This window comes from Pseudomonas sp. Irchel s3b6 (assembly GCF_900187415.1).
Lineage (GTDB): Bacteria > Pseudomonadota > Gammaproteobacteria > Pseudomonadales > Pseudomonadaceae > Aquipseudomonas.
On sequence record NZ_FYDM01000001.1, the window covers coordinates 387,243 to 408,312 of the forward strand.

Sequence of the window (21,070 nt, forward strand, 5' to 3'; positions counted from 1 at the left end):
GTGCGGCTTTCGCGGGCGGCGCGCTGCTTGCCCGCGATGAGGCCCTGACAGATACCCGCTCATCACCGGAGAACTCATCCCCATGAACACCCTGAACCCATTGGGTCCGAAGGGCCCGTACATCGCCCTGATCGGCGAATGCATGATCGAATTGCAGCAGCGTGCCGACGGCAGACTGCAACAAAGCTTTGGCGGCGACACCTTGAACACGGCGGTGTACCTGTCGCGCGCGTTGGGTGATCGAGCCACGGTGGACTACGTCACCGCGCTGGGCGATGACAGTTTCAGCGATGCCATGTGCCAGGCCTGGTCGGAAGAAGGCATCGGCCTTGGCATGGTCCAGCGGCTACCGGGGCGCTTGCCCGGTTTGTACTGTATCCAGACCGATGCAGCGGGCGAGCGGCGCTTTCTCTACTGGCGCAACGAAGCCGCCGTGCGCGACTGCTTTACCACGCCGGCGGCGGTGCCGATTCTGGCGGCATTGCCGGAGTACGACGTGTTGTATTTCAGTGGCATCACCCTGGCGGTGTTGGGCGAGGAGGGGCGCAAAAGGCTCATCGAAACCCTGGCCGAGGCGCGTCGGCGGGGAGCACGCATTGTCTTCGACAACAACTACCGGCCCCGTTTGTGGAGCGCCGTGGAGCAGGCCCGGACGGCGTACCGTCAGGTACTGCCCTACGTGGATCTGGCGCTGTTGACGCTGGACGACGAGCAGGCGCTGTTTCATTTCTCCGGCAGTGAAGCGGTGTTTGCCGCCTACCAGCAGATCGGTACGCCGGAAGTGGTACTCAAGCGCGGCGCCGAGCCGTGTCTGATTGATTGTGCCGGTGAGCGGTTCGAAGTGCCGGCACAGCGTGTCGAGCGGGTGGTGGATACCACCGCTGCCGGGGATTCGTTCAGCGCCGCGTACCTGGCCTGTCGGCTTGGTGGTGGCACTGCGGCGCAGGCGGCAGAGGCCGGACACCAGCTGGCGAGCCGGGTGATTCAGGCGCCGGGGGCGCTGATCCCCAGGGACTGAACAGGGTCAATGCGGGGAGGTGGAACGGTCAGTCGCGGTAAAACACCTGCACCAGGTGGTAGCCGAACTTGCTCTTGATCGGCCCGTGCACCACCCGCAGCGGCTTCTTGAAAATCACCGCGTCGATCACCCCGACCATTTGCCCGGGCCGCACTTCACCCAGGTCGCCGCCGCGCTTGCCGGACGGGCAGGTGGAGTACTTCTTGGCCAGCACATCAAAGGCCTCGCCCTTGGCGATGCGTTGTTTGAGCTGTTCGGCCTCTTCCGAGGTTTTCACCAGAATATGGCGGGCTTGAGCTTTCATGGGGCAAGTACCTTGGAACGGTGGTGTCGGCGGGGCGCGATTATGCCTGATATCCGTGTGGATGGCGGAGCATGTGGCGAATCTTGCCCGCCAACTGTTCGATGGAAAAGGGTTTGGCCAGCAGGTCCATGCCCTCATCGAGAAAGCCCTGGCGTTCGCCGGCTTTTTCCGCGTAGCCGGTCATGAACAGCACTTTGAGGCCGGGACGATACTGGCGAGCGATTTCCGCCAACTGTCGACCGTTCATGCCAGGCAGTCCGACATCGGTCACCAGCAAGTCGATGCGCAGGTTCGACTCCAGCAGCGGCAGGGCGGTCTTGCCGTCCTGGGCTTCGTGGGTGGTGTAGCCCAGTTCATTCAGCACATTGAGCACCAGCATGCGCACGGCCGGGTCGTCTTCGACCAGCACCACTGATTCCCCCGCCGCGGCGAAAGTGCCGCTCAGGTTCTGGGCCTCGGCTGCGGCCTGTTGGGGCGCGTTGTGCAGGCGGGGCAAATACAGGCGCACGGTGGTGCCCTGGCCCTGCTCGCTGCTGAGGGTCACGTGGCCGCCCGATTGCTGGGCAAACCCATAAATCATCGACAGCCCCAGCCCGGTGCCCTGGCCAATGGGCTTGGTGGTGAAGAAAGGGTCGAAGGCCTTGGCCAGCACCCGTGAGGACATGCCCGACCCATTGTCCCGCACCCCCAGCATCACATAGTCGCCGGCCTTGACCGGCTCGAGGGTGCTGATATCGCTGCCGTCCAGGTAACTGTTGGCGGTTTCGATCAGCAATTTTCCGCCCCCCGGCATGGCGTCACGGGCGTTGATCACCAGGTTGAGCAGGGCGTTTTCCAGTTGCCCGACATCGGTGTTGACGGGCCAGACCTCGGGGGCCAGGTCGAATGTCAGTTCGATGTGCTCGCCCTTGGTCCGGTGGATCAACTCTTCGAGCGAATGCACCAGAGTGTTGGGGTTCAGTGGCTGGCGGTCCAGCGATTGCCGGCGGGAGAACGCCAGCAGCCGGTGGGTCAGGGCCGCCGCGCGATTGGCCGATGAGACGGCGGCATCGGCAAACCGTCCGATCTCGTCGATGCGGCCGTCGGCGATGTAGCGCTGCATCAGGTCGAGACTGCCGATGATCCCGGTGAGCATGTTGTTGAAGTCGTGGGCGATGCCGCCCGTGAGCTGGCCGACGGCTTCCATTTTCTGGGCATGACGCAATGCGTCTTCGGCTCGCTCGCGCTCGAACATTTCGCTTTGCAGGCGCTGGTTGAGTTCGGCCAGGGCCTTGGTGCGCTTGTCGACCCGTTCCTCGAGGGTTTCATTGAGGTTGCGCAGGGCCTCCTCGGTCTGTCTGCGCTCGGTTTCGTCGATCACGAAAATGTAGAAACCGTTGACCGCGCCGTCGGGACCGAAGCGCGGCAGGTATTTCATCAGCGAGTAACGGGGGCGGCCGTCGCGGTGCGGTGAGTAGGCCTCGAAACTGCAGGCTTTGCCGGCCAGCGCGGCGTCGATGTGCTCGACCCGGGTGGCATAGATATCGTCGCCGAGGATCTCGAGGATGGTCTTGCCGTACAGCTCCTGCGGGGTCATGCCGTACCAGTCCAGGTACGCACTGTTGTTCAGGCGAAAGCGCTGTTCGTGGTCGACGTAGCCGATCAGTACCGGCATGGCATTGATGATCAGTTGCAGCTCGGTCTGGCTTTGGCGCAGCGCCTGTTCGGTGCGCTTGCGCTCGGTCAGGTCCAGTGCGGCACCGAGAAAGCGCAGCGGGCGGCCATGGTGATCCTTGTAGCAACGCCCCCGGGCAAACACCCAGCGCACCTCGCCATCGGCCTGCAACAGCCGGTATTCCTCGGCGTACTCGGTGCCGTGGGTGATGCAGTGCTTGATGCTGCGGGTGATCATGGCCCGGTCTTCGGGGTGCACGCCGTGCAGGTATTCGGTAATGGGCAACTGGCCGGCCTGGGTCGGATCGACACCATGCAGTTGGGCAAAGTGGGCGTCGGCAATGAAACGGTCGTCGCCAATGTCCCAGTCCCAGGTACCCACCGCATCGGTGGCGGCCAGGGCCAGTTGCAGGCGCTGCTCGGTGTCCTGCTGGGCCTTGAGGCTGGCTTCCGAGCGCTGCTTGAGCTCCAGGGCGATGCGTCGCCGCTCGTTGGTTTCGATGGCGGTGACGAGGATCCCGGCGACCTGCCCGCGCTCGTCGCGAATCGGGCTGTAGGTCAGGTCCAGCCAGAAGTCTGCTTCATGGTCATCGCGTTGCAGGCTGAAGCGCTGCTCGCTGTAGGCGCGTACCTGGCCCTGCAGCACGGCACTGTAGATGGGCGTGGTGAAATCCTCGAGCTCGGGCCACGTCAGGTGCGTGGGTTGTCCGAATGCCTGCGGATGCTTGTTGCCGGCCAACAGGGCGAATCCGTCGTTGTAGATCTGTGACAGCTCAGGTCCCCAGAGCAACAGCATGGGCATGGGCGAGTGAATCACGATATCCACCGCGGTGCGCAGGCTCTGCGGCCAATGGCTGGCAGCCCCTAGCGGGCTTTGTGACCAGTCGAGTCGGGCAATCAGGGCCTGGGCGTCGCCGGTAGGGGGTCGGTTCATCAAGGGCTCCTGCGTCGAGTCGGTTATTGCGTGGTGAAGAAGTAGACGCCGGAACGGCTGAAAAGTCCCATGGGTGAGAGGATTTCGTTACAGGCACCGCAGAAGCGCCTGAGTCAGGGCTGGCAAACACAGGCCCCGGGCGAGCTTGCTTGCTCGCCCGGGGCTGCATAGCAGCCCCAAAACCAGTCACCGGGTTTATCTGAAAGACTGCAGTCGTCATGTTGGCAGCGTCACACCCGCAATTCCGGGCGATCACGAAACTGCTCCAGGGCTTCGGGGTTGGCCAGCGCGTCGGTGTTTTTCACCGGCTGCCCGTGCACGACGTTTTTCACCGCCAACTCGACCACCTTGCCACTGATGGTGCGCGGAATATCGTCGACCCTGAGGATTTTCGCCGGCACATGGCGAGGCGTGGTGTTGGCGCGGATGACCTGACGAATCTGCTGCTCCAGTGCTTCGTCCAGCTCCACGCCGTCACGCAGGCGCACGAACAGCACCACGCGCACGTCGTCCTGCCATTGCTGGCCGATGGCGACGCAATCGAGCACCTGGTGGACCTTTTCCACTTGCCGGTAGATTTCCGCGGTGCCGATCCGCACCCCGCCCGGGTTGAGCACCGCGTCGGAACGACCGTGGATCAACCAGCCACCGTGGGCAAGCTCTTCGGCGTAGTCGCCCTGGGCCCAGACACCGGGGAACTGGCTGAAATAGGACGCACGCAGCCTTTCCTGCTGCGGGTCATGCCAAAAGCCGATGGGCATCGCCGGGAAGTGTCGAGTGCAGACCAGTTCGCCTTTCTCGCCGATGACCCGCTGGCCGGCGTCGTTCCAGACCTCGATGGCCATGCCCAGGCCCTTGCCCTGCATTTCGCCCCGGCGCACTGGCAATACCGGGTTGCCGGCCACGAAGCAGGACACGATGTCCGTGCCGCCGGACATGGATGACAGGCACAGGTCGCTTTTGATCTCGCGATACACGTAGTCAAAGCTCTGCGGCGACAGCGCCGAACCTGTGCAGAGTACCGCCTTGAGACTGCCAAGGCGGTGACTCAGGCGCGGCTGGATGTCGTTGCTTTCCAGGGTGGCCAGGAACTTGGGGCTGGTGCCGAAAACGCTGATGGATTCCTCGTCGATCAGGTCGATCAGGCGTTGTGGTTGCGGGTGGAAGGGCGAGCCGTCGTACAGCACGATGCTGCTGCCGACCGCCAGGGCCGAGACCAGCCAGTTCCACATCATCCAGCCACAGGTGGTGTAGTAGAACAGCCGGTCGTCAGGGCCCAGGTCAACGTGCAGGCCGTGTTCCTTGACGTGTTGCAGCAACACGCCGCCGGCACTGTGGACGATGCATTTCGGCACGCCGGTGGTGCCGCTGGAGTAGAGGATGTACAGCGGATGGGCGAAGGGCACCGCGACGAACTCGGGCTCGCCACCGGCCTGATAAAAACCGTCCCACAGCGCTACCCGGGCCTGGGTCTTGTAGTCTCCGATGCGTGCCTCTGGCCGGGCGTACGGCACGATGATCAGATGCTGCAGCGACGGCAGGCGCTCAAGGATTTCGTTGACCTTGAGCGTCTGGTCGATGGTCTTGCCGGCATAGCGGTAGCCGGCGCAGGTGATCAGTACTTTCGGCTCGATCTGGCCGAAACGGTCGACCACGCCGTGGGTGCCGAAGTCCGGCGACGAACAGGACCAGATCGCGCCCAGGCTGGTGGTGGCCAGCATGCCGACCAGGGTCTGCCAGGTGTTGGGCATGCACGCCGCCACCCGGTCACCGAGGCCGACACCGGCTGCCTGCAGGTTTTTTTGCAGACCGGCCACATGCTGAGCGAGGTCGGCATAACTCAGTTGTTCGCGCTGGCCATCTTCGCCGAGGGCGATCACCGCCACGGCGCTGTCGCGACGACGCAGCAGGTGTTCGGCAAAGTTTAGCGTTGCGTCGGGAAACCATTGGGCATCGGGCATCTGCGCACCTTCACGCAACACCGCGCTGGGCGCCTGGCGGAAGGTGATCGCGAAGAAGTCGACAATGGCCTGCCAGAAGTCTGCACGCCGGTCGATGCTCCACTGGTGCAGGGCCGGGTAGTCGGCGAGGGCCAGGCGGTACTGCTGATTGCAGAAGCGCCGGAAGGCATCCATGCGGGTCTTGCCGATACGTTCGGCGCTGGGTTGCCAGAGTATGTCGGACATGATTGGCCTCTTGTTCTTATGACTGCACATGCGTTGCTTTCCCGGATCGTTCCCACGCTCCCGCGTTGGAGTGCCTCAGCGGACGGCGAGCGTGGAAACGATCGTCACGGGTTATATTTTACTGCGCCAACCACCCGCCATCGATGTTCCATGCCGCGCCGCGCACCTGGCTGCCGGCTTCGCTGCACAGGAACAACACCAGTTCTCCCAACTGCGGTGGGGTGACGAACGCCAGGGATGGCTGCTTCTCGGCCAGCAGGTCACGCTGCGCCTGCTGTGGGTCGATGCCGGTGGCGGCGCGGTCGTCGATCTGCTTCTGGACCAACGGAGTCAATACCCAGCCCGGGCAGATGGCATTGCAGGTGACATTGCTGGTAGCGGTTTCCAGGCCCACCACTTTGGTCAGGCCAATCACCCCATGCTTGGCGGCGACGTAAGCGGCCTTGCCCACCGAACCCACCTGGCCGTGCACCGAGGCGATGTTGACGATCCGCCCCCAGCCCTTGGCGCGCATGCCCGGCAGGCTCAGGCGGGTGCTGTGGAACACCGACGACAGGTTGATCGCGATGATCGAATCCCAGCGCTCCACGGGGAAGTCTTCCACGGTGGACACGTGCTGGATGCCGGCGTTGTTCACCAGAATGTCGACGCCGCCGAATTCCCGTTCGGCGTAGGCGATCATCTCGGCGATTTGCGCCGGGTCGCTGACGTCGGCGGGGTGATGGCCAACCTTGCCGCCGAACTGGCCGACCTCGGCGATCACCCCTGAGGCATCGCCGAAGCCGTTGAGGATCAGGTTGGCGCCAGCCTTGGCCAGACTCAGCGCAATGCCCAGCCCGATGCCGCTGGTGGAGCCGGTGACCAGTGCGGTTTTGCCCGAAAGAGTTGTCATGAGTGCCTCACACAATGCCGGTGGCATAGAAAGTAGCGATGACGACGAAGACCGCCAGCGTCTTGATCAGCGTAATACAGAAAATGTCTTTGTAAGCCTGGCGGTGGGTCAGGCCGGTCACCGCCAGCAGGGTGATCACCGCGCCATTGTGCGGCAGGGTGTCCATGCCGCCGCTGGCCATGGAGGCCACCCGGTGCAGCACTTCCAGCGGAATGTTTGCGGCATGGGCCGCGGCGATGAAGTCATTGGCCATGGCGGCCAGCGCGATGCTCATGCCGCCCGAGGCGGAGCCGGTGATGCCGGCCAACAAGGTCACGGTGATTGCTTCGTTGACCAGTGGGTTGGGAATGCTTTTGAGCCAGTCGGCCAGTACCAGGAAGCCTGGCAGGGAGGCGATGACCGCGCCGAAGCCGTACTCCGAGGCGGTGTTCATCGCCGCCAGCAAGGAGCCGCTGACCGCGCTTCTGCTGCCTTCGGCCAGTTTGCCGCGGATTGCCTGAAAGCCGAACGCCAGGACCATCAGGATGCCCACCAGCAACGCTGCCTGCACGGCCCAGATGGCGGTGAGCTTGGCGATTTCGGTGGTCACCGGCGCGGCCATGCCCGGCAGGCTCAGGCTATGGGTCTTGCCGTACCACTGGGGAATCCAGTGGGTGAACAGCAGGTTCATGAGGCCCACCGCCAGCAGCGGTGACAGGGCGAGCCAGGGGTTGGGCAGCTTGAGGTCTTCGGCGGTTTCCGGCTCGTTGCGCAGGTCGGAGCCATAGCCTTCACCGTTGCGCTGGGCCTTGTTGCGCTGGCGCTGGAGGAACAGCATGCCGGCGCAGAACACGAAAATCGTGCCGATCACACCCAGCCAGGGCGCGGCCCAGGCGGTGGTGTTGAAGAAGGTACTGGGGATGATGTTCTGGATTTGCGGGGTGCCAGGCAAGGCATCCATGGTGAACGAAAAGGCGCCGAGGGCGATGGTCGCCGGGATCAGCCGCTTCGGGATGTTGCTCTGGCGGAACATCTCCGCGGCAAACGGATACACCGCGAACACCACCACAAACAGGGAGACGCCGCCGTAGGTGAGCAGGGCGCAGACCAGCACAATCACCAGCATGGCCTGGCGGGTGCCGAGCAGGCGAATGGCCGCCGCCACGATCGAGCGCGAGAAACCCGACAGCTCGATCAACTTGCCGAACACCGCGCCGAGCAGGAACACCGGGAAATACAGTTTGATGAAACCGACCATTTTCTCCATGAACACCCCGGTGAAGGCAGGCGCAACGGCGGAAGGGTCGGTGAGCAGTACCGCGCCAAGGGCGGCAATCGGAGCGAAGAGGATAACGCTGTAGCCACGGTAAGCAGCGAGCATCAGCAGCGCGAGGGCTGCCAAGGCAATGATCACACTCATGGTGTGTCTCCTGGGATTGTTATTTTTTTTGGGTGTAGCAGGTGTGAAAGGCGCTATAGCGGGTTTTGTGCCATGTTTTTAAGCTGTTGATTTGTAAGGGAAATAAACCTGATTGGAGATGTTTTATTTATTTTTGTCTCTGATCCGAGACAGGTGGGGTGTTCGAACCCTTGGTGCAGGCCAGCCCTCTGCGACCGGAGCTTCATTGATTTTGCTTGGGGGAGGGCGTGGAGTGGGCCGCCCGCGATGAGCGCGGGGCGCTGAAACAAGCAGTCCCGTTTTATAGACTCAAGTCTCGTTATTGAGACTCGGCAACCCCCAATGCCAGCATTTTCTTGTACAGCGTCGAACGTCCCAGCCCCAGGCGTGCCGCCGCGTCGGTCACCTTACCGCCGCATTGCGCCAGCGTGCTTTCAATCAATTGGCGGTCAAACCGCTCGCGGGCGGCGCTGAAGGTTTCATGGGCAAGTGGCGCAGTCGCCGCCAGGGCAGTGCGTGGCACGGGAACCAGGCCACCGATTGCGGCGCGGATTTCGTCGGCATCCAGGATCAGGTCATCGCTGAGCAGCGCCGCCCGTTCCAGCACGTTGCGCAGTTCGCGAATATTGCCTGGCCAGGCGTGTTGCCCCAGTAGCGCCAAGGCCTGCTGGTCGAGTTCATGCTGGCTGCGCAGTTCTTCGAGAATGGCTTCGCTCAGGGCCGGCAGGTCGTCGAGACGCTCGCGCAGTGGCGGTACCTGAATCGGCAGGACATTGAGGCGGTAATACAGGTCGGCGCGGAACTCACCGCGCTTGATCGCCGCCTCAAGGTCGGTGGAGGTCGCGGCGATGACCCGCACATCGCTCTGGATCATTTCGTTGGAGCCCACCGGTTCGAATTCCTTCTCCTGCAATACCCGCAGCAGTTTGCTTTGCAGTGGCAGTGGCATGTCGCCGATTTCGTCGAGAAACAGGGTACCGCCCTGGGCGATCTGCAATTTGCCGGAGCGGCCCTTGCGGTCGGCACCCGTGAAGGCACCGGGGGCGGTGCCGAAAAACTCGGCCTCCAGCAGGGCCTCGGGAATGGCCGCGCTGTTGATGCTGACAAAGGCTTTGTGGGCCCGTGGCGAGGCGCTGTGAATGGCCTGGGCCAGCAATTCCTTGCCGGTGCCGGTTTCGCCCAGCAGCAATACCGGTGACTCGGTGCTGGCGCTGCGGCGGGCGCGGCGCTTGACTTCCAGGCTGGCGGCGCTGGTGCCGATGAAGTGGGCGAAGGTGTACTTGGCCTGGCGAGCACGCAGCAACGAACGGGTGGAGGCCAGCTCTTGCTGCATGCTCAGATAGCGCTTGAGCATCGGCGACAGGCTGCGCAACTCATCGAACAGGGCAAAGCCGATGGCGCCGATCACCGCCCCGGCATCGTCGTGAATCGGCAGGCGCATCACCACCAGCGGCTCCTTGGACGTGTCCTGCATGTCCAGCAAGATCGGGCGGCCAGTGCGTACCACTTCACGCAACAGGCTGCCGGGGATCACGCTTTCACAGGGTTTGCCGATGGCCACCGCGGCCGACTCCAGGCCGAAGCGCCGGGCATAGCGCTCGTTCATCCAGACGATGTTCGCATCACCGTCGACGATGACCGTGCCTTCGCTGGACTGCTCGATGATTTCGAACAACGAGCGGATCGCCAGCAGGCGTACACGCTGGTAGTCCTTGAGGCTGTCGGTGGTGTTCATGGTTTCATTTCCTGACTGTGTATCGTCCATGCGCGCGAAGGCCATGATGGGGTCTGGCGCGATTATGCCCAGCCTGGGTGGGCGGCCGCCAACAGCTCTTTGGTATAGGGGTGTCGGGGCGCATCGAACACCTCATGGCTGGCGCCGCGCTCTACGACTTTGCCGTCCTTGATCACGATCATGTCGTGGGCCAGGGCGCGCACCACCGACAGGTCATGACTGATGAACAGGTAGGTCAGGCCGTGTTTTTCCTGGAGTTGGCGGAGCAGGGCGACCACCTGCTTTTGCACCGTGCGGTCCAGGGCCGAGGTGGGCTCGTCGAGCAGGATCAGCGCCGGTTTCAACACCAGCGCCCGGGCAATGGCGATGCGTTGGCGCTGGCCGCCGGAGAATTCGTGGGGGTAGCGGTGACGGCTTTGCGGGTCCAGGCCCACTTCCTCGAGGGCCTGGATCACCTGGGCCTCGCATTCGGCGGCGGTGGACTGGCTGTGGACTTCCAGTCCTTCGCTGATGATCTGCGCCACGGACATGCGCGGGCTGAGGCTGCCAAACGGATCCTGGAACACCACCTGCATTTTTTTGCGCCACGGCCGAAGCTGCTTCTGGTTCAGACGGTCCAGGGCCTCGCCCTGAAAGCGAATGCTGCCCTCGGAGTCCAGCAGGCGCAGGATCGCCTGGCCCAGTGTGGATTTGCCCGAACCGGACTCGCCGACGATGCCCAGGGTCTTGCCCCGTTGAATGCTCAGGCTGATGCCATCCACGGCGTGCAACCAGGTCTTGCGTTTGAACAGGCCACCGCCCAGCGGGAAGCGTACGCTCAGGTCGTCGACCTCCAGCACCGCTTCGCGTTCGTCCCGTGGCAAGGCTTCACCTTCGGGTTCCGCATTCAGCAGCACGCAGCTGTAGGGGTGCTGCGGTGCATTGAACAGACGCTCGCAATCGGCCTGTTCGACGATCTCGCCGGCGCGCATCACGCACACTCGCTGCGCGATGCTGCGCACCAGGTTCAGGTCGTGACTGATCAACAGCAACGACATGCCCAGGCGTTGTTGCAGCGACTTGAGCAGCAGCAGAATCTTGCGTTGCACGGTCACGTCCAGCGCGGTGGTCGGCTCGTCGGCGATCAGCAGCTCGGGCTCGCAAGCCAGGGCCATGGCGATCATCACCCGTTGTCGCTGGCCGCCAGAGAGTTGGTGCGGGTAGGCCTTGAGGCGTTCTTCGGGTTTCTGGATGCCCACCAGGTCCAGCAGTTCGAGAATGCGTTTTTGTGCCGCTTTGCCCCCCAGTCCCTTGTGCACCAGCAGGGTCTCGCCGATCTGCTTTTCGATGCTGTGCAGCGGATTGAGGGAAGTCATCGGCTCCTGGAAGATCATCGCGATGCGATCGCCCCGCAGCGAGCGCAGGGTGCCACTGTCGGCGCCCATCAATTCCTGGCCTCGGTAGCGAATACTGCCGGACGACTCGGTGCCGCACTCGGGCAGCAGTTGCAGGATCGAGTGGGCGGTCACCGATTTGCCCGAGCCGGACTCGCCCACCAGCGCCAGGCACTCGCCGGGACGGATGTCCAGGCACAGGTTGCGCACCGCCGCCTGACCACTGAAGGCCACGTTGAGGTCACGGATTTCGATCAGGTTGTCGCTCATATCAACAGTCCGCTGAAAAATGGTGGATCAAGATCGCGGATCAAGATCGTGGATCAAGATCGCGGATCAAACGCATCGCGCAATGCTTCGCCGATGAACACCAGTAACGAAAGAATCAACGCCAGGGTGAAAAACGCCGTCAGCCCCAGCCACGGTGCTTGCAGGTTCTGTTTGCCTTGGCCGATCAACTCGCCCAGCGACGCACTGCCGGCGGGCATGCCGAAGCCGAGGAAGTCGAGGGCGGTGAGGGTCGAGATGGCGCCGGTGAGAATGAACGGCAGGTAGCTCAGGGTGGCGTTCATGGCGTTCGGCAGGATGTGCCGCACGATCACTTTGCGATCCGTCAGGCCCAGGGCGCGTGCGGCCTTGACGTATTCCAGGTTGCGCCCGCGCAGGAACTCGGCGCGCACCACGTCCACCAGCGCCAGCCAGGAAAACAGCGCCATGATCCCCAGCAGCCACCAGAAGTTCGGCTCGACGAAGCCCGACAGGATGATCAGCAGGTACAGCACCGGCAACCCCGACCACACCTCCAGCAAGCGCTGGCCAAGCAGGTCGACCCAGCCGCCGTAGTAACCCTGCAAGGCACCGGCGGCGACACCGATTAGCGCGCTGATGAAGGTCAGGGCCAGGGCGAACAGGATCGACACCCGCGCCCCGAAGATCACCCGCGCCAGCACGTCGCGCGCCTGGTCATCGGTCCCCAGCCAGTTGACGGTCGAGGGTGGGCTCGGCGCCGGTTGGTTGAGGTCGTAGTTCGGTGTGTCGTCACTGAACGGGACCAGCGGGAACAGCATCCAGCCGCCGTCCTGTTTGATCAGTTTCTGCACGTAGTCACTGCGGTAGTCGGCCTGGAACGGCAGTTGCCCGCCGAACTCCTGCTCGGTGTAGCGCTTGAACGCCGGGAAGTACAACGTGTCCTGATAACTGAGCACCAGCGGTTTGTCGTTGGCAATCAACTCGCCGCCGAGGGTCAGCAGGAACAGGCCGATGAACAGCCACAGCGACCACCAGCCACGACGGTTCTTCTTGAAGCGCTCGAAACGACGGCGCGCCAGGGGCGAGAGCTTGAGCATCAGGCGTTCCTCGCGGCGAAGTCGATGCGCGGGTCGACCAGGGTGTAGCACAGGTCGCCGATGAGTTTTATCAGCAAGCCGAAGAGGGTGAAGATGAACAGCGAGCCGAATACCACCGGGTAGTCCCGGGATACGGCCGCTTCGTAGCTCATGCGCCCCAGGCCGTCGAGGGAGAAGATCACCTCGATCAACAAGGAGCCTGCGAAGAACACGCTGATGAAGGCCTGGGGAATGCCCGACACCACCAGTAGCATGGCATTGCGAAACACGTGGCCATAGAGCACCCGGCGCTCGCTCAGGCCCTTGGCGCGAGCGGTCACCACGTACTGGCGGGTGATTTCATTGAGAAACGAGTTTTTGGTCAGGATGGTCAGGGTGGCGAAACCGCCCACCACCAGCGCGGTCACGGGCAGCACCAGGTGCCAGAAGTAGTCGGTGATTTTGCCCAGTGTCGACAACTGGTCGAAGTTCTCCGACACCAGGCCGCGCACCGGGAACCAGTTCAGCGAGGTGCCGCCGGCAAACACCACGATCAGGAACATGGCAAACAGAAAGGCCGGCATCGCATAGCCGATGATGATCGCGGTGCTGGTCCAGACATCAAAGTGGCTGCCGTGATGCACCGCCTTGCGGATGCCCAGGGGGATCGACACCAGGTAGGTGATCAGGGTCGCCCACAGTCCCAGGGAAATGGTCACCGGCATCTTTTCCAGGATCAGGTCGGTCACCGTGGCGCCGCGAAAGAAGCTTTTGCCAAAGTCCAGGCGGGCATAGCTCTTGAGCATCAGCCACAGGCGCTCCACGGCGGGCTTGTCGAAACCGTACTGTTTCTCGATGTCCTTGATCAGTTGCGGGTCCAGGCCTCGGCTGGCCCGTGAGCCATGGCTCACGGCGTCGCCGGTAGCACCGGGGCCGGCACCGCCGATCCCTTGCAAGTGGGCGATGGCCTGCTCGACCGGGCCTCCGGGCGCGGCCTGCACGATCACGAAATTGACCAGCAGGATGATCACCAGGGTGGGAATGATCAGCAGCAAGCGGCGAATGATGTAAGCCAGCATCAATGGGGCCCTCCGGGTTGACTACGCCTGATGCGTTCGGCGGCCATCTGCTCATTGGTCAGCGGGGTCCGGCTCACTTCCCACCAGCTTTCGATGGCGTCGTCATTGCTCGCCTGTACCGCCGGCATGCCAAAACGGTTCCACCAGACCGTCGAGGTGCCGGGCGGGTAGTAGTTGGGAATCCAGTAGTAGTTCCATTGCAATACCCGGTCCAGGGCGCGGGCATGGTGCAGCATGTCGACCTGGGTGGTGGCCTTGACCAGGCCGCTGATCAAGGTGTCGACAGCGGGGTTCTTCAGTGCCATGTAATTGTTGGAGCCTGGGTCGGTGGCCGCCGCCGAACCGAAATAGTTGAACAGTTCGCCCCCGGGGGAGGTGGTGACCGGGAAACCGGTGACGATCATGTCGTAGTCGCGACTCATCAGGCGATTGACGTATTGCGACGAGTCGATCAGGCGGATGTTCAGGCTGATGCCGATTTGCGCCAGGGTGCGCTTGTAGGGCAGCAGCAAGCGGTCCATGCCGTTCTGGCTGATCAGAAAGGTAAAGGCCAGCGGCTCGCCTTCGGCGTTGACCAATTGGTCGCCTTCGGCTTTCCAGCCAGCCTGTTCGAGCAGGGCCAGGGCCTGCAGTTGCTTGTCGCGGATCAGGCCGCTGCCATCGGTCTTCGGTGCTTCGAACACCTGGGTGAAGACTTCATCGGGAATCTGCCCGCGCAGGGGTTCGAGAATCGCCCGCTCACCGGCATCCGGCAACTGCCTGGCGGCCAGCTCAGTGTTGGAAAAAAAGCTCTGCTGGCGGATGTACAGGTCGCGCATCATCTGCCGGTTGCTCCACTCGAAGTCCCAGAGCATTGCCAATGCCTGGCGCACGCGGCGGTCCTTGAACAGGGGATTTTGCAGGTTGAACACAAAGCCCTGGGACGGTTGCGGCGCCTGCCTGGCGAGGTGGGCTTTTTGCAGGCGGCCGTCGCTCAACGCCGGGCTGTCATAGCCGATGGAGTAGCCGGTGGCGGAGAACTCGCGGTTGTAGTCATAGGCGCCCCCGCGCAGGACCTGGCGGGCGACGTCAGTGTCGCCGAAGTACTCGATGCTGAAGTGGTCGAAATTGTACAGGCCACGGCTGACGGGCAGGTCCTTGCCCCACCAGTCGGCGTTGCGTTCGAAGGTAATGCTGCGCCCGGAGTCAATCTTGCTCACGCGGTACGGGCCGCTGCCCAGCGGGGCTTCGTAGCCGCCGCCGTTGGCGAAGTCGCGGGTTTTCCACCAGTGCTCGGGAAACACCGGCAAGGTGGCGATGTCCAGCGGCAAGGTGCGGTTTTCGTTGTTCTTGAAATCGAAGCGCAGGGTGCGCGGCGATTCGACTTCGACGCCTTTGACGTCGGCGAATTGTGTGCGGTAGCGCAGGCTGCCCTGGGTCATCAGCAGGTCGAAGGTGTAGCGCACATCCTCGGCGGTAATGGGCGTGCCATCGGCGAAGCGCGCCTTGGGGTTCAGGTAGAAGCGCAACCACAAGCCATCGTCGGCGCGCTCCATCTTTTCCGCGACCAGCCCGTACACGGTGTAGGGCTCATCCAGTGAGCGCTGAGCCAGGGGCGAATAAATCATCCCGTCGAGCTGGGACACGCCAATGCCTTTGTCGATGTACGGCAAGACGTGGTCGAAACGCCCGATTTCGATGGCCGAGCGCCGCATGCTGCCACCCTTGGGCGCCTGCGGGTTGGCGTAGGCGAAATGACTGAAGTTGGCGGGGTACCTGGCCGGTTCGCCGTAGACGGTCAAGGCGTGTTGAGGCGCCGCGTTCACGACGCCAGCACTCAAGAGCAAGGCCAGAACCGTGAAAATCAATGAGGGGAAAGCCAGTCGCATTGTCAGCCTTGAGCGCCGGGTGATCGGTGGTTCAATTTGTACGCTAGCTGTGCGTGACTCGCCAGCCAATCTCATTCGTTACATGCGCAACGGCCCACCAAAAGGCGGGCCGTTGTTTAACGCATTCGCAGGTGATCAGTCCTGACGGCTGGTCACTTCCAGCAGGTGGTAGCCGAACTGGGTCTTGACCGGGCCCTGTACGGTGTTGACCGGTGCGCTGAAGACCACGGTGTCGAATTCCTTGACCATCTGGCCTGGACCGAACGAACCCAGGTCACCGCCCTGGCGGCTGGAAGGGCAAGTGGAGTTGGTTTTGGCAACTTCAGCGAAATCAGCGCCGGCTTCGATCTGCGCCTTGAGTTCGTTGCACTTGGCTTCGCTGGCAACCAGGATGTGACGGGCAGTGGCTTTGGCCATGGGGAAATCTCCAATCTATGTTCAATAAAGTGCTGAGCCTACCGGATTCAGTGGTCTATTTCTTGTCAATCTGGTGATTGATTCGGTGTCGCCTTGCCGTCGGTCGAAAACCAACGCTCGATCCCCTCAGAGGCCGATGCGTTTCAGGCGTTCGGCGTGCTCCACGTACAACCCCACCGGGTCGACGCCAGTGCGCACCAGACCTGCCGTCTGGTTGATGCTGTCCATGTGGTCCATGGGATGGTCGGAGCGCAGGACCGTGCCCAGGTGCGAACTGTAGCGTCCGACCATGCCATCGTTCTGCTGCGCCTCGCGGGTGAAGAAACCGGAAAAGCCGCGACAGAAGACGTGCAGCGGATCAAGGGCATTGATCCCTTCAGCTAGCAGATTGCCCTGCAGTATGCCGCTCCAGGAATAGTAGCGAACACCATTGACCTGCTCATCCCCCTGGCCGCCCCAGGTATCTGGCAGACCCTGCGGGTATTTGGCATTGAAGGCGGCAACCCCTTCAGTGGTCAGCGCGTTGAGCGCGGTCAGGGCGTTCTGCGGGATGTTCGGTTGGCCACTGGCAAAACGCAGGAACTCGACAAACAAGGTCGAGGCGGCCACGGCAATCTGTTCGGGCAAGCGTCCCGGGGTCAAGGCCTTGCGCAGGCAGTCGGCCAGTTCCGAGCCGTGGTTCGGCCCGCTGACCGAGGTCACCGAGGCGACCTGCTGCGGCACGGTGGCTGCTGCATAGCGTGCCGCCAGTGCGCCCTGGCTATGGCCGATCAGGTTGACCTTGCTTGCACCGGTGCCTGTCAGCACCCGCTCGATCTGGGCCAGCAATTGCTGGCCACGGACTTCATTGCTGTGAGTGGCCGAGAGGTAGGGGATGTACACGTGGGCGCCAGCGTTCCTGAGCGCCTGCCGGATACCGTGGAACATTTCGAGTTTGCCGATGCGGTTGAATCCGAAGAGACCGTGGACCAGCATGATGGGGTATTGCGTGTCTGCATTCCGTTGCATACGCGTGCCTCTATTCCGTAAGTTCGGGAGGGATGTTCACGGCCTCACTCTAATGCAGGTGAGTAGCGGATCGATGTACGAAAAAGCCGCTATCCGTTGTTGAAAGCGGAATTTAACTACAAGGAAAAATCAGGAGTGAAGGCACTGCTCGCAGCGTCCGCCGTTACGCAATGGTCGGCGCAACGGCAGTCGAGCGAGGTCGCTTCAGGCGCTCGCCGGGTGGCCGGATTCACGCAGCCTCAGGCTGGCACTGCGCAGCAACTGCTCGGTCGCGTCCCAGCCCAGGCAGCCGTCCGTCACCGACACGCCGTAGCGCAGCGACGGGCTCAAGGGCTGGCAGCCTTCGAACAGGTGGCCTTCGATCATCATGCCGATCAGTGCGCGATTGCCGTTCAGGCGTTGCTCAAGCACGTCATTGAATACCACCGGTTGGCGCAAAGGGTCCTTGCCACTGTTGGCGTGGCTGCAATCGACCATGATGCGCGAGGCCATTTTCAGCGTCTGCAGGTCCGCCTGCAGGTGCGCGACATTCTGGCGGTCGTAGTTGGGGCCGCGGTGGCCGCCGCGCAGTACCAGGTGAGTGTCGGGGTTGCCCTGGGTCTGAATGATTGCCGGGTGCCCCTGGCTGTCGACGCCGAAGTGCCGGTGCGGATGAGCGGCCGAGCGCATGGCATCGGTGGCCACGCCAACGCCGCCGTCGGTACCATTCTTGAAGCCGACCGGGATGCCCAGGCCGCTGGCCATTTCCCGATGGATCTGCGATTCGGTGGTGCGTGCGCCGATGGCGACCCAGCTGAGCAGGTCGTCGAAGTAGCTGGCGGCCATGGGTTGCAGCAGTTCAGTGGCGATGGGCAAGCCCAGGCGCAGCATTTCACGCATCAACTCGCGCGAGAGCGTCAGGCCACCGACCATGTCGTCACTGCCGTCCAGGCGGGGGTCGTAGGCCAGGCCTTTCCAGCCGACCGTGGTGCGGGGTTTTTCGACGTAGGCGCGCATCACGATGAGCATTTCACCGCTGACGTCGGTGGCGAGTCGGGCGAGCTTTTCAGCGTATTCCAGGGCTGATTGCGGATCGTGGATGGAGCAGGGGCCGACGACGACCAGCAGACGGCTGTCTTCACCTTGCAAAATGGCGCGGACCGCTTGGCGGTGGGCGGCGACTTGCGCCGTCAGGGCATTGTTCAGTGGCAATTGCTGTTTGAGTTGCAATGAGCTGGGCAGGCGCTGGGTCAGCGTTTCATTGGCAGGGCTCAGGGTGGACAGCGGCAGAGCAGAGAGGGATGCGTTCATGTTCGGGCTTCCTGGGCTGGCGGCGGGTTCTGTCCCGCGCGCTCGGCCCTACTGGGGTGTTCGACAATTGGCCGGATTGGCCTGGCGTGTGTGCTTGCCACCGGTGGGTGACCGATCGGAGGCGGCAGGCTGTCCCGATCGGAGGCTGGTAAATCGCCAGGCGGAAAAACTGTCGTAACGGTAATAAGTGGCGTAGTTCATGTCGTAATTCCTTGAAGTCAGTGATGTCGCTAAAAAGGTGTGGCGCTAAAAAACAAAACCCCCGGTCGGGAGGCCGACCGGGGGTTGAGAACTCTCTGGCAGGCGACCCCTTGAGTAGTGGCCGCCGTGTGGGTATCAGGCGCGCCAGTGGCTAAACCAATACCCAAAATAAAAGCTTGCCGGCGCACAGACGTGATTCACCCGGGCAGCCGCAACCGAGCGCTGGGCGCTGGCGAGATGAAGCTGTGAAGGGGAATGCAACATGATCTGTCTCCGATGAATGCGCCGAGCTTACTTGAGGCGGGCACGCAGATTCAATCAGAAATTACTATCGATCCAACGTCCTGTCGCTATGGCTTAAGTCGCGCAACGCTTTGTGACAGACTCGGGGTTTGCCACGTGACACTTTTCCAGGGAAAGCAGGGATGACAACGCTGACTATCGCCGCGGCTCAATCGATCTCCATGGCCGGAGATCTCCAGGCCAATATTGCGCGGCATCAACACTTGATCCAGGCCGCTGCCGAGCACGGCGTGCAACTGCTGGTGTTTCCCGAACTGTCACTGACCGGCTATGAGCGCGGGCTGGCGGCGGAACTGGCGATCGCCCCGCACTCCACGGTGTTGCAACCGCTGCGCGATCTGGCGCGGGAAGTGGGGGTGACGGCGGTGGTGGGCATGCCGATCCGGTTGTCGGTCGATGGGCCGGTACTGATCGGTGCGCTGGTGCTGGCGGCCGATGGCTCCCTGGGGGTCTACAGCAAGCAGCATTTGCACCCCGGCGAAGAGGTGGCGTTTGCGCCGGGCTCGGGTGGCTCGCTGCTGACCATGGCTGACGATCGGGTCGCGCTGGCGGTCTGTGCCGATTTTTCCCATGCCAGTCATGCCGCCGAGGCGGCGAACAACGGTGCGAACATTTATGCCGCCGGGGTGTTGATCACCCCGGGCGGCTATGGGGCCGATGCCGCACAGCTCCAGGGCTATGCGGGCGAGCATTCGATGGTGGTGCTGATGGCCAATCACGGCGGTGCAACCGGTGGCTGGGAGTCGGCGGGGCGCAGTGCTATCTGGGCGGCGGACGGTTCGCTGCTTGCGGCGGACCCGGGTGTCGGCGAGTCATTGGTGATTGCGCGCCGAACGGCGGGTCTGTGGAGCGGGGCGGTGGTTCCGGTGCACAGTGCCTGAGCCGGCGGCAAGGGGGCTGGCGCTGCGGTTGGCCACGGCGCAGCATTTGCCTTTTGCGAGAGACCTGACGCGGCGGTCCATGCTTGCCTATTACATCCGTCATGACCTGCTTTGGCTCGATGAGGCCTTCGATGTCGCCTGGACCGGCCGGGAAAACTGGCTGATTTGCCAGGATTCAGCGGTGCTGGGGTTTGCCAGCCTGAGTCGCGATTCGAAGGCGCTGTACGTCCGCGAGTTGCACGTTGTCGAGGCATCGCGCGGGCAGGGCATCGGTACCTGGGCGCTGGGTCAGGTTTTTTCCAGGGCTTGCCAGGAGTCACGTCCAGCGCTGCGCCTGACGGTGTTCGAGGACAACCCGGCGCAGGCGCTTTACTTGCGCCTGGGACTGCAGCAAGTCGGGCGGGATGCCTGCTTCCTGAGGATGGAGCGCCGATGCCTGCGCTGAAATGTCTGCAAGGCCCTTAACTCAAGCCTTCCAAGATGTATTGAAACTGTTTAAATAACAGCTTGCTGCTAGGTCTGGCGGATCCTTTTTGCTAAGGTGTTCGGCAATCAATAAGAACATATCGCGGGGTGTCTGCTTGATTAGGGTGCTAGTAGTCGATGACCATGATCTCGTTCGTACAGGTATTACACGAATGCTGGCTGACATCGATGGCCTGCAAGTAGTCGGCCAAGCAGAGTCGGGGGAGGAATCCCTGCTCAAGGCGCGTGAGCTGAAACCCGATGTGGTCCTGATGGACGTCAAGATGCCTGGCATCGGTGGCCTTGAAGCCACCCGCAAGCTGTTGCGCAGCCATCCGGACATCAAGGTCGTGGCAGTGACCGTGTGCGAGGAAGACCCTTTTCCTACGCGGCTGTTGCAAGCCGGCGCGGCGGGTTACCTGACCAAGGGCGCCGGCCTCAATGAAATGGTGCAGGCGATTCGCCTGGTATTCGCCGGCCAGCGCTACATCAGCCCGCAGATTGCCCAGCAACTGGCCATCAAGTCGTTCCAGCCCAGCAATGATTCGCCCTTCGATGCGCTGTCGGAGCGGGAAATCCAGATCGCCCTGATGATTGTCGGCTGCCAGAAGGTCCAGATCATTTCCGACAAACTTTGCCTGTCACCCAAGACCGTGAATACCTATCGCTATCGCATTTTCGAAAAGCTTTCGATCAGCAGTGATGTTGAGCTGACACTGTTGGCGGTGCGTCACGGCATGGTCGACGCCAGCCTCTGACA

The 21,070-nt window shown here is 62.6% G+C and carries 17 protein-coding genes; 4 read left to right on the forward strand and 13 right to left on the reverse strand.

The window, feature by feature from the left end; genetic code table 11:
* Positions 1 to 82: 82 nt before the first annotated feature.
* On the forward strand, positions 83 to 1,018 hold the full coding sequence (locus CKW07_RS01850; RefSeq protein WP_095143309.1) for a sugar kinase: 936 nt from the start codon (positions 83 to 85) through the stop codon (positions 1,016 to 1,018).
* A 28-nt stretch (positions 1,019 to 1,046) separates the two neighbouring features.
* On the opposite strand, the gene CKW07_RS01855 is transcribed toward CKW07_RS01850, so the two are convergent.
* From CKW07_RS01855 to CKW07_RS01915, 13 genes are all read right to left on the reverse strand, one after another.
* Entirely contained in the window at positions 1,047 to 1,322 is a 276-nt protein-coding gene (locus CKW07_RS01855) for a peptidylprolyl isomerase (RefSeq protein WP_007898282.1), read from the reverse strand.
* A 40-nt stretch (positions 1,323 to 1,362) separates the two neighbouring features.
* Entirely contained in the window at positions 1,363 to 3,909 is a 2,547-nt protein-coding gene (locus CKW07_RS01860; RefSeq protein WP_095143310.1) for a PAS domain-containing sensor histidine kinase, read from the reverse strand.
* Between the two features lie 230 nt (positions 3,910 to 4,139).
* Positions 4,140 to 6,095, reverse strand: coding sequence for an acetoacetate--CoA ligase (locus CKW07_RS01865; RefSeq protein ID WP_095143311.1), 1,956 nt, complete (start codon positions 6,093 to 6,095; stop codon positions 4,140 to 4,142).
* 118 nt (positions 6,096 to 6,213) lie between these two features.
* Positions 6,214 to 6,987, reverse strand: coding sequence for a 3-hydroxybutyrate dehydrogenase (gene hbdH, locus CKW07_RS01870; RefSeq protein ID WP_095143312.1), 774 nt, complete (start codon positions 6,985 to 6,987; stop codon positions 6,214 to 6,216).
* Positions 6,988 to 6,994: 7 nt separating this feature from the next.
* On the reverse strand, positions 6,995 to 8,386 hold the full coding sequence (locus CKW07_RS01875; protein ID WP_095143313.1) for a GntP family permease: 1,392 nt from the start codon (positions 8,384 to 8,386) through the stop codon (positions 6,995 to 6,997).
* 298 nt (positions 8,387 to 8,684) lie between these two features.
* Positions 8,685 to 10,100, reverse strand: coding sequence for a sigma-54-dependent Fis family transcriptional regulator (locus CKW07_RS01880; protein ID WP_095143314.1), 1,416 nt, complete (start codon positions 10,098 to 10,100; stop codon positions 8,685 to 8,687).
* Between the two features lie 62 nt (positions 10,101 to 10,162).
* Positions 10,163 to 11,743 (reverse strand): ABC transporter ATP-binding protein, encoded by a 1,581-nt coding sequence (locus CKW07_RS01885; RefSeq protein WP_095143315.1) that lies wholly within the window; start codon positions 11,741 to 11,743, stop codon positions 10,163 to 10,165.
* A 53-nt stretch (positions 11,744 to 11,796) separates the two neighbouring features.
* The gene (locus tag CKW07_RS01890) at positions 11,797 to 12,819 is read right to left on the reverse strand and encodes an ABC transporter permease (protein ID WP_095143316.1); all 1,023 of its coding nucleotides are present in this window, start codon (positions 12,817 to 12,819) and stop codon (positions 11,797 to 11,799) included.
* Positions 12,819 to 13,877, reverse strand: coding sequence for a microcin C ABC transporter permease YejB (locus CKW07_RS01895; protein ID WP_095143317.1), 1,059 nt, complete (start codon positions 13,875 to 13,877; stop codon positions 12,819 to 12,821). The genes CKW07_RS01890 and CKW07_RS01895 overlap by 1 nt, the downstream gene beginning before the upstream one ends.
* Positions 13,877 to 15,745: an extracellular solute-binding protein gene (locus CKW07_RS01900; RefSeq protein ID WP_095143318.1), complete on the reverse strand. Its 1,869-nt coding sequence runs from the start codon at positions 15,743 to 15,745 to the stop codon at positions 13,877 to 13,879. Before CKW07_RS01900 ends, CKW07_RS01895 begins: the two co-directional genes overlap by 1 nt.
* 135 nt (positions 15,746 to 15,880) lie before the next feature.
* Positions 15,881 to 16,162, reverse strand: a complete 282-nt coding sequence (locus CKW07_RS01905; RefSeq protein WP_095143319.1) for a peptidylprolyl isomerase — start codon at positions 16,160 to 16,162, stop codon at positions 15,881 to 15,883.
* Positions 16,163 to 16,288: 126 nt separating this feature from the next.
* Positions 16,289 to 17,170: a triacylglycerol lipase gene (locus tag CKW07_RS01910; RefSeq protein WP_095143320.1), complete on the reverse strand. Its 882-nt coding sequence runs from the start codon at positions 17,168 to 17,170 to the stop codon at positions 16,289 to 16,291.
* A gap of 204 nt (positions 17,171 to 17,374) precedes the next feature.
* Positions 17,375 to 18,460, reverse strand: a complete 1,086-nt coding sequence (locus tag CKW07_RS01915; RefSeq protein ID WP_095143321.1) for a 3-deoxy-7-phosphoheptulonate synthase — start codon at positions 18,458 to 18,460, stop codon at positions 17,375 to 17,377.
* Positions 18,461 to 19,086: 626 nt separating this feature from the next.
* On the opposite strand from CKW07_RS01915, the gene CKW07_RS01920 reads away from it, so the two are divergent.
* The 3 genes from CKW07_RS01920 (at position 19,087) to uvrY (ending at position 21,068) form a co-directional block, all read left to right on the forward strand.
* Entirely contained in the window at positions 19,087 to 19,845 is a 759-nt protein-coding gene (locus tag CKW07_RS01920; protein ID WP_095143322.1) for a carbon-nitrogen hydrolase family protein, read from the forward strand.
* Positions 19,846 to 19,924: 79 nt separating this feature from the next.
* Positions 19,925 to 20,290 (forward strand): N-acetyltransferase, encoded by a 366-nt coding sequence (locus tag CKW07_RS01925; protein WP_095143323.1) that lies wholly within the window; start codon positions 19,925 to 19,927, stop codon positions 20,288 to 20,290.
* A 136-nt stretch (positions 20,291 to 20,426) separates the two neighbouring features.
* Positions 20,427 to 21,068: a UvrY/SirA/GacA family response regulator transcription factor gene (gene uvrY, locus CKW07_RS01930; protein ID WP_071555134.1), complete on the forward strand. Its 642-nt coding sequence runs from the start codon at positions 20,427 to 20,429 to the stop codon at positions 21,066 to 21,068.
* The last annotated feature ends 2 nt before the right edge of the window (positions 21,069 to 21,070 follow it).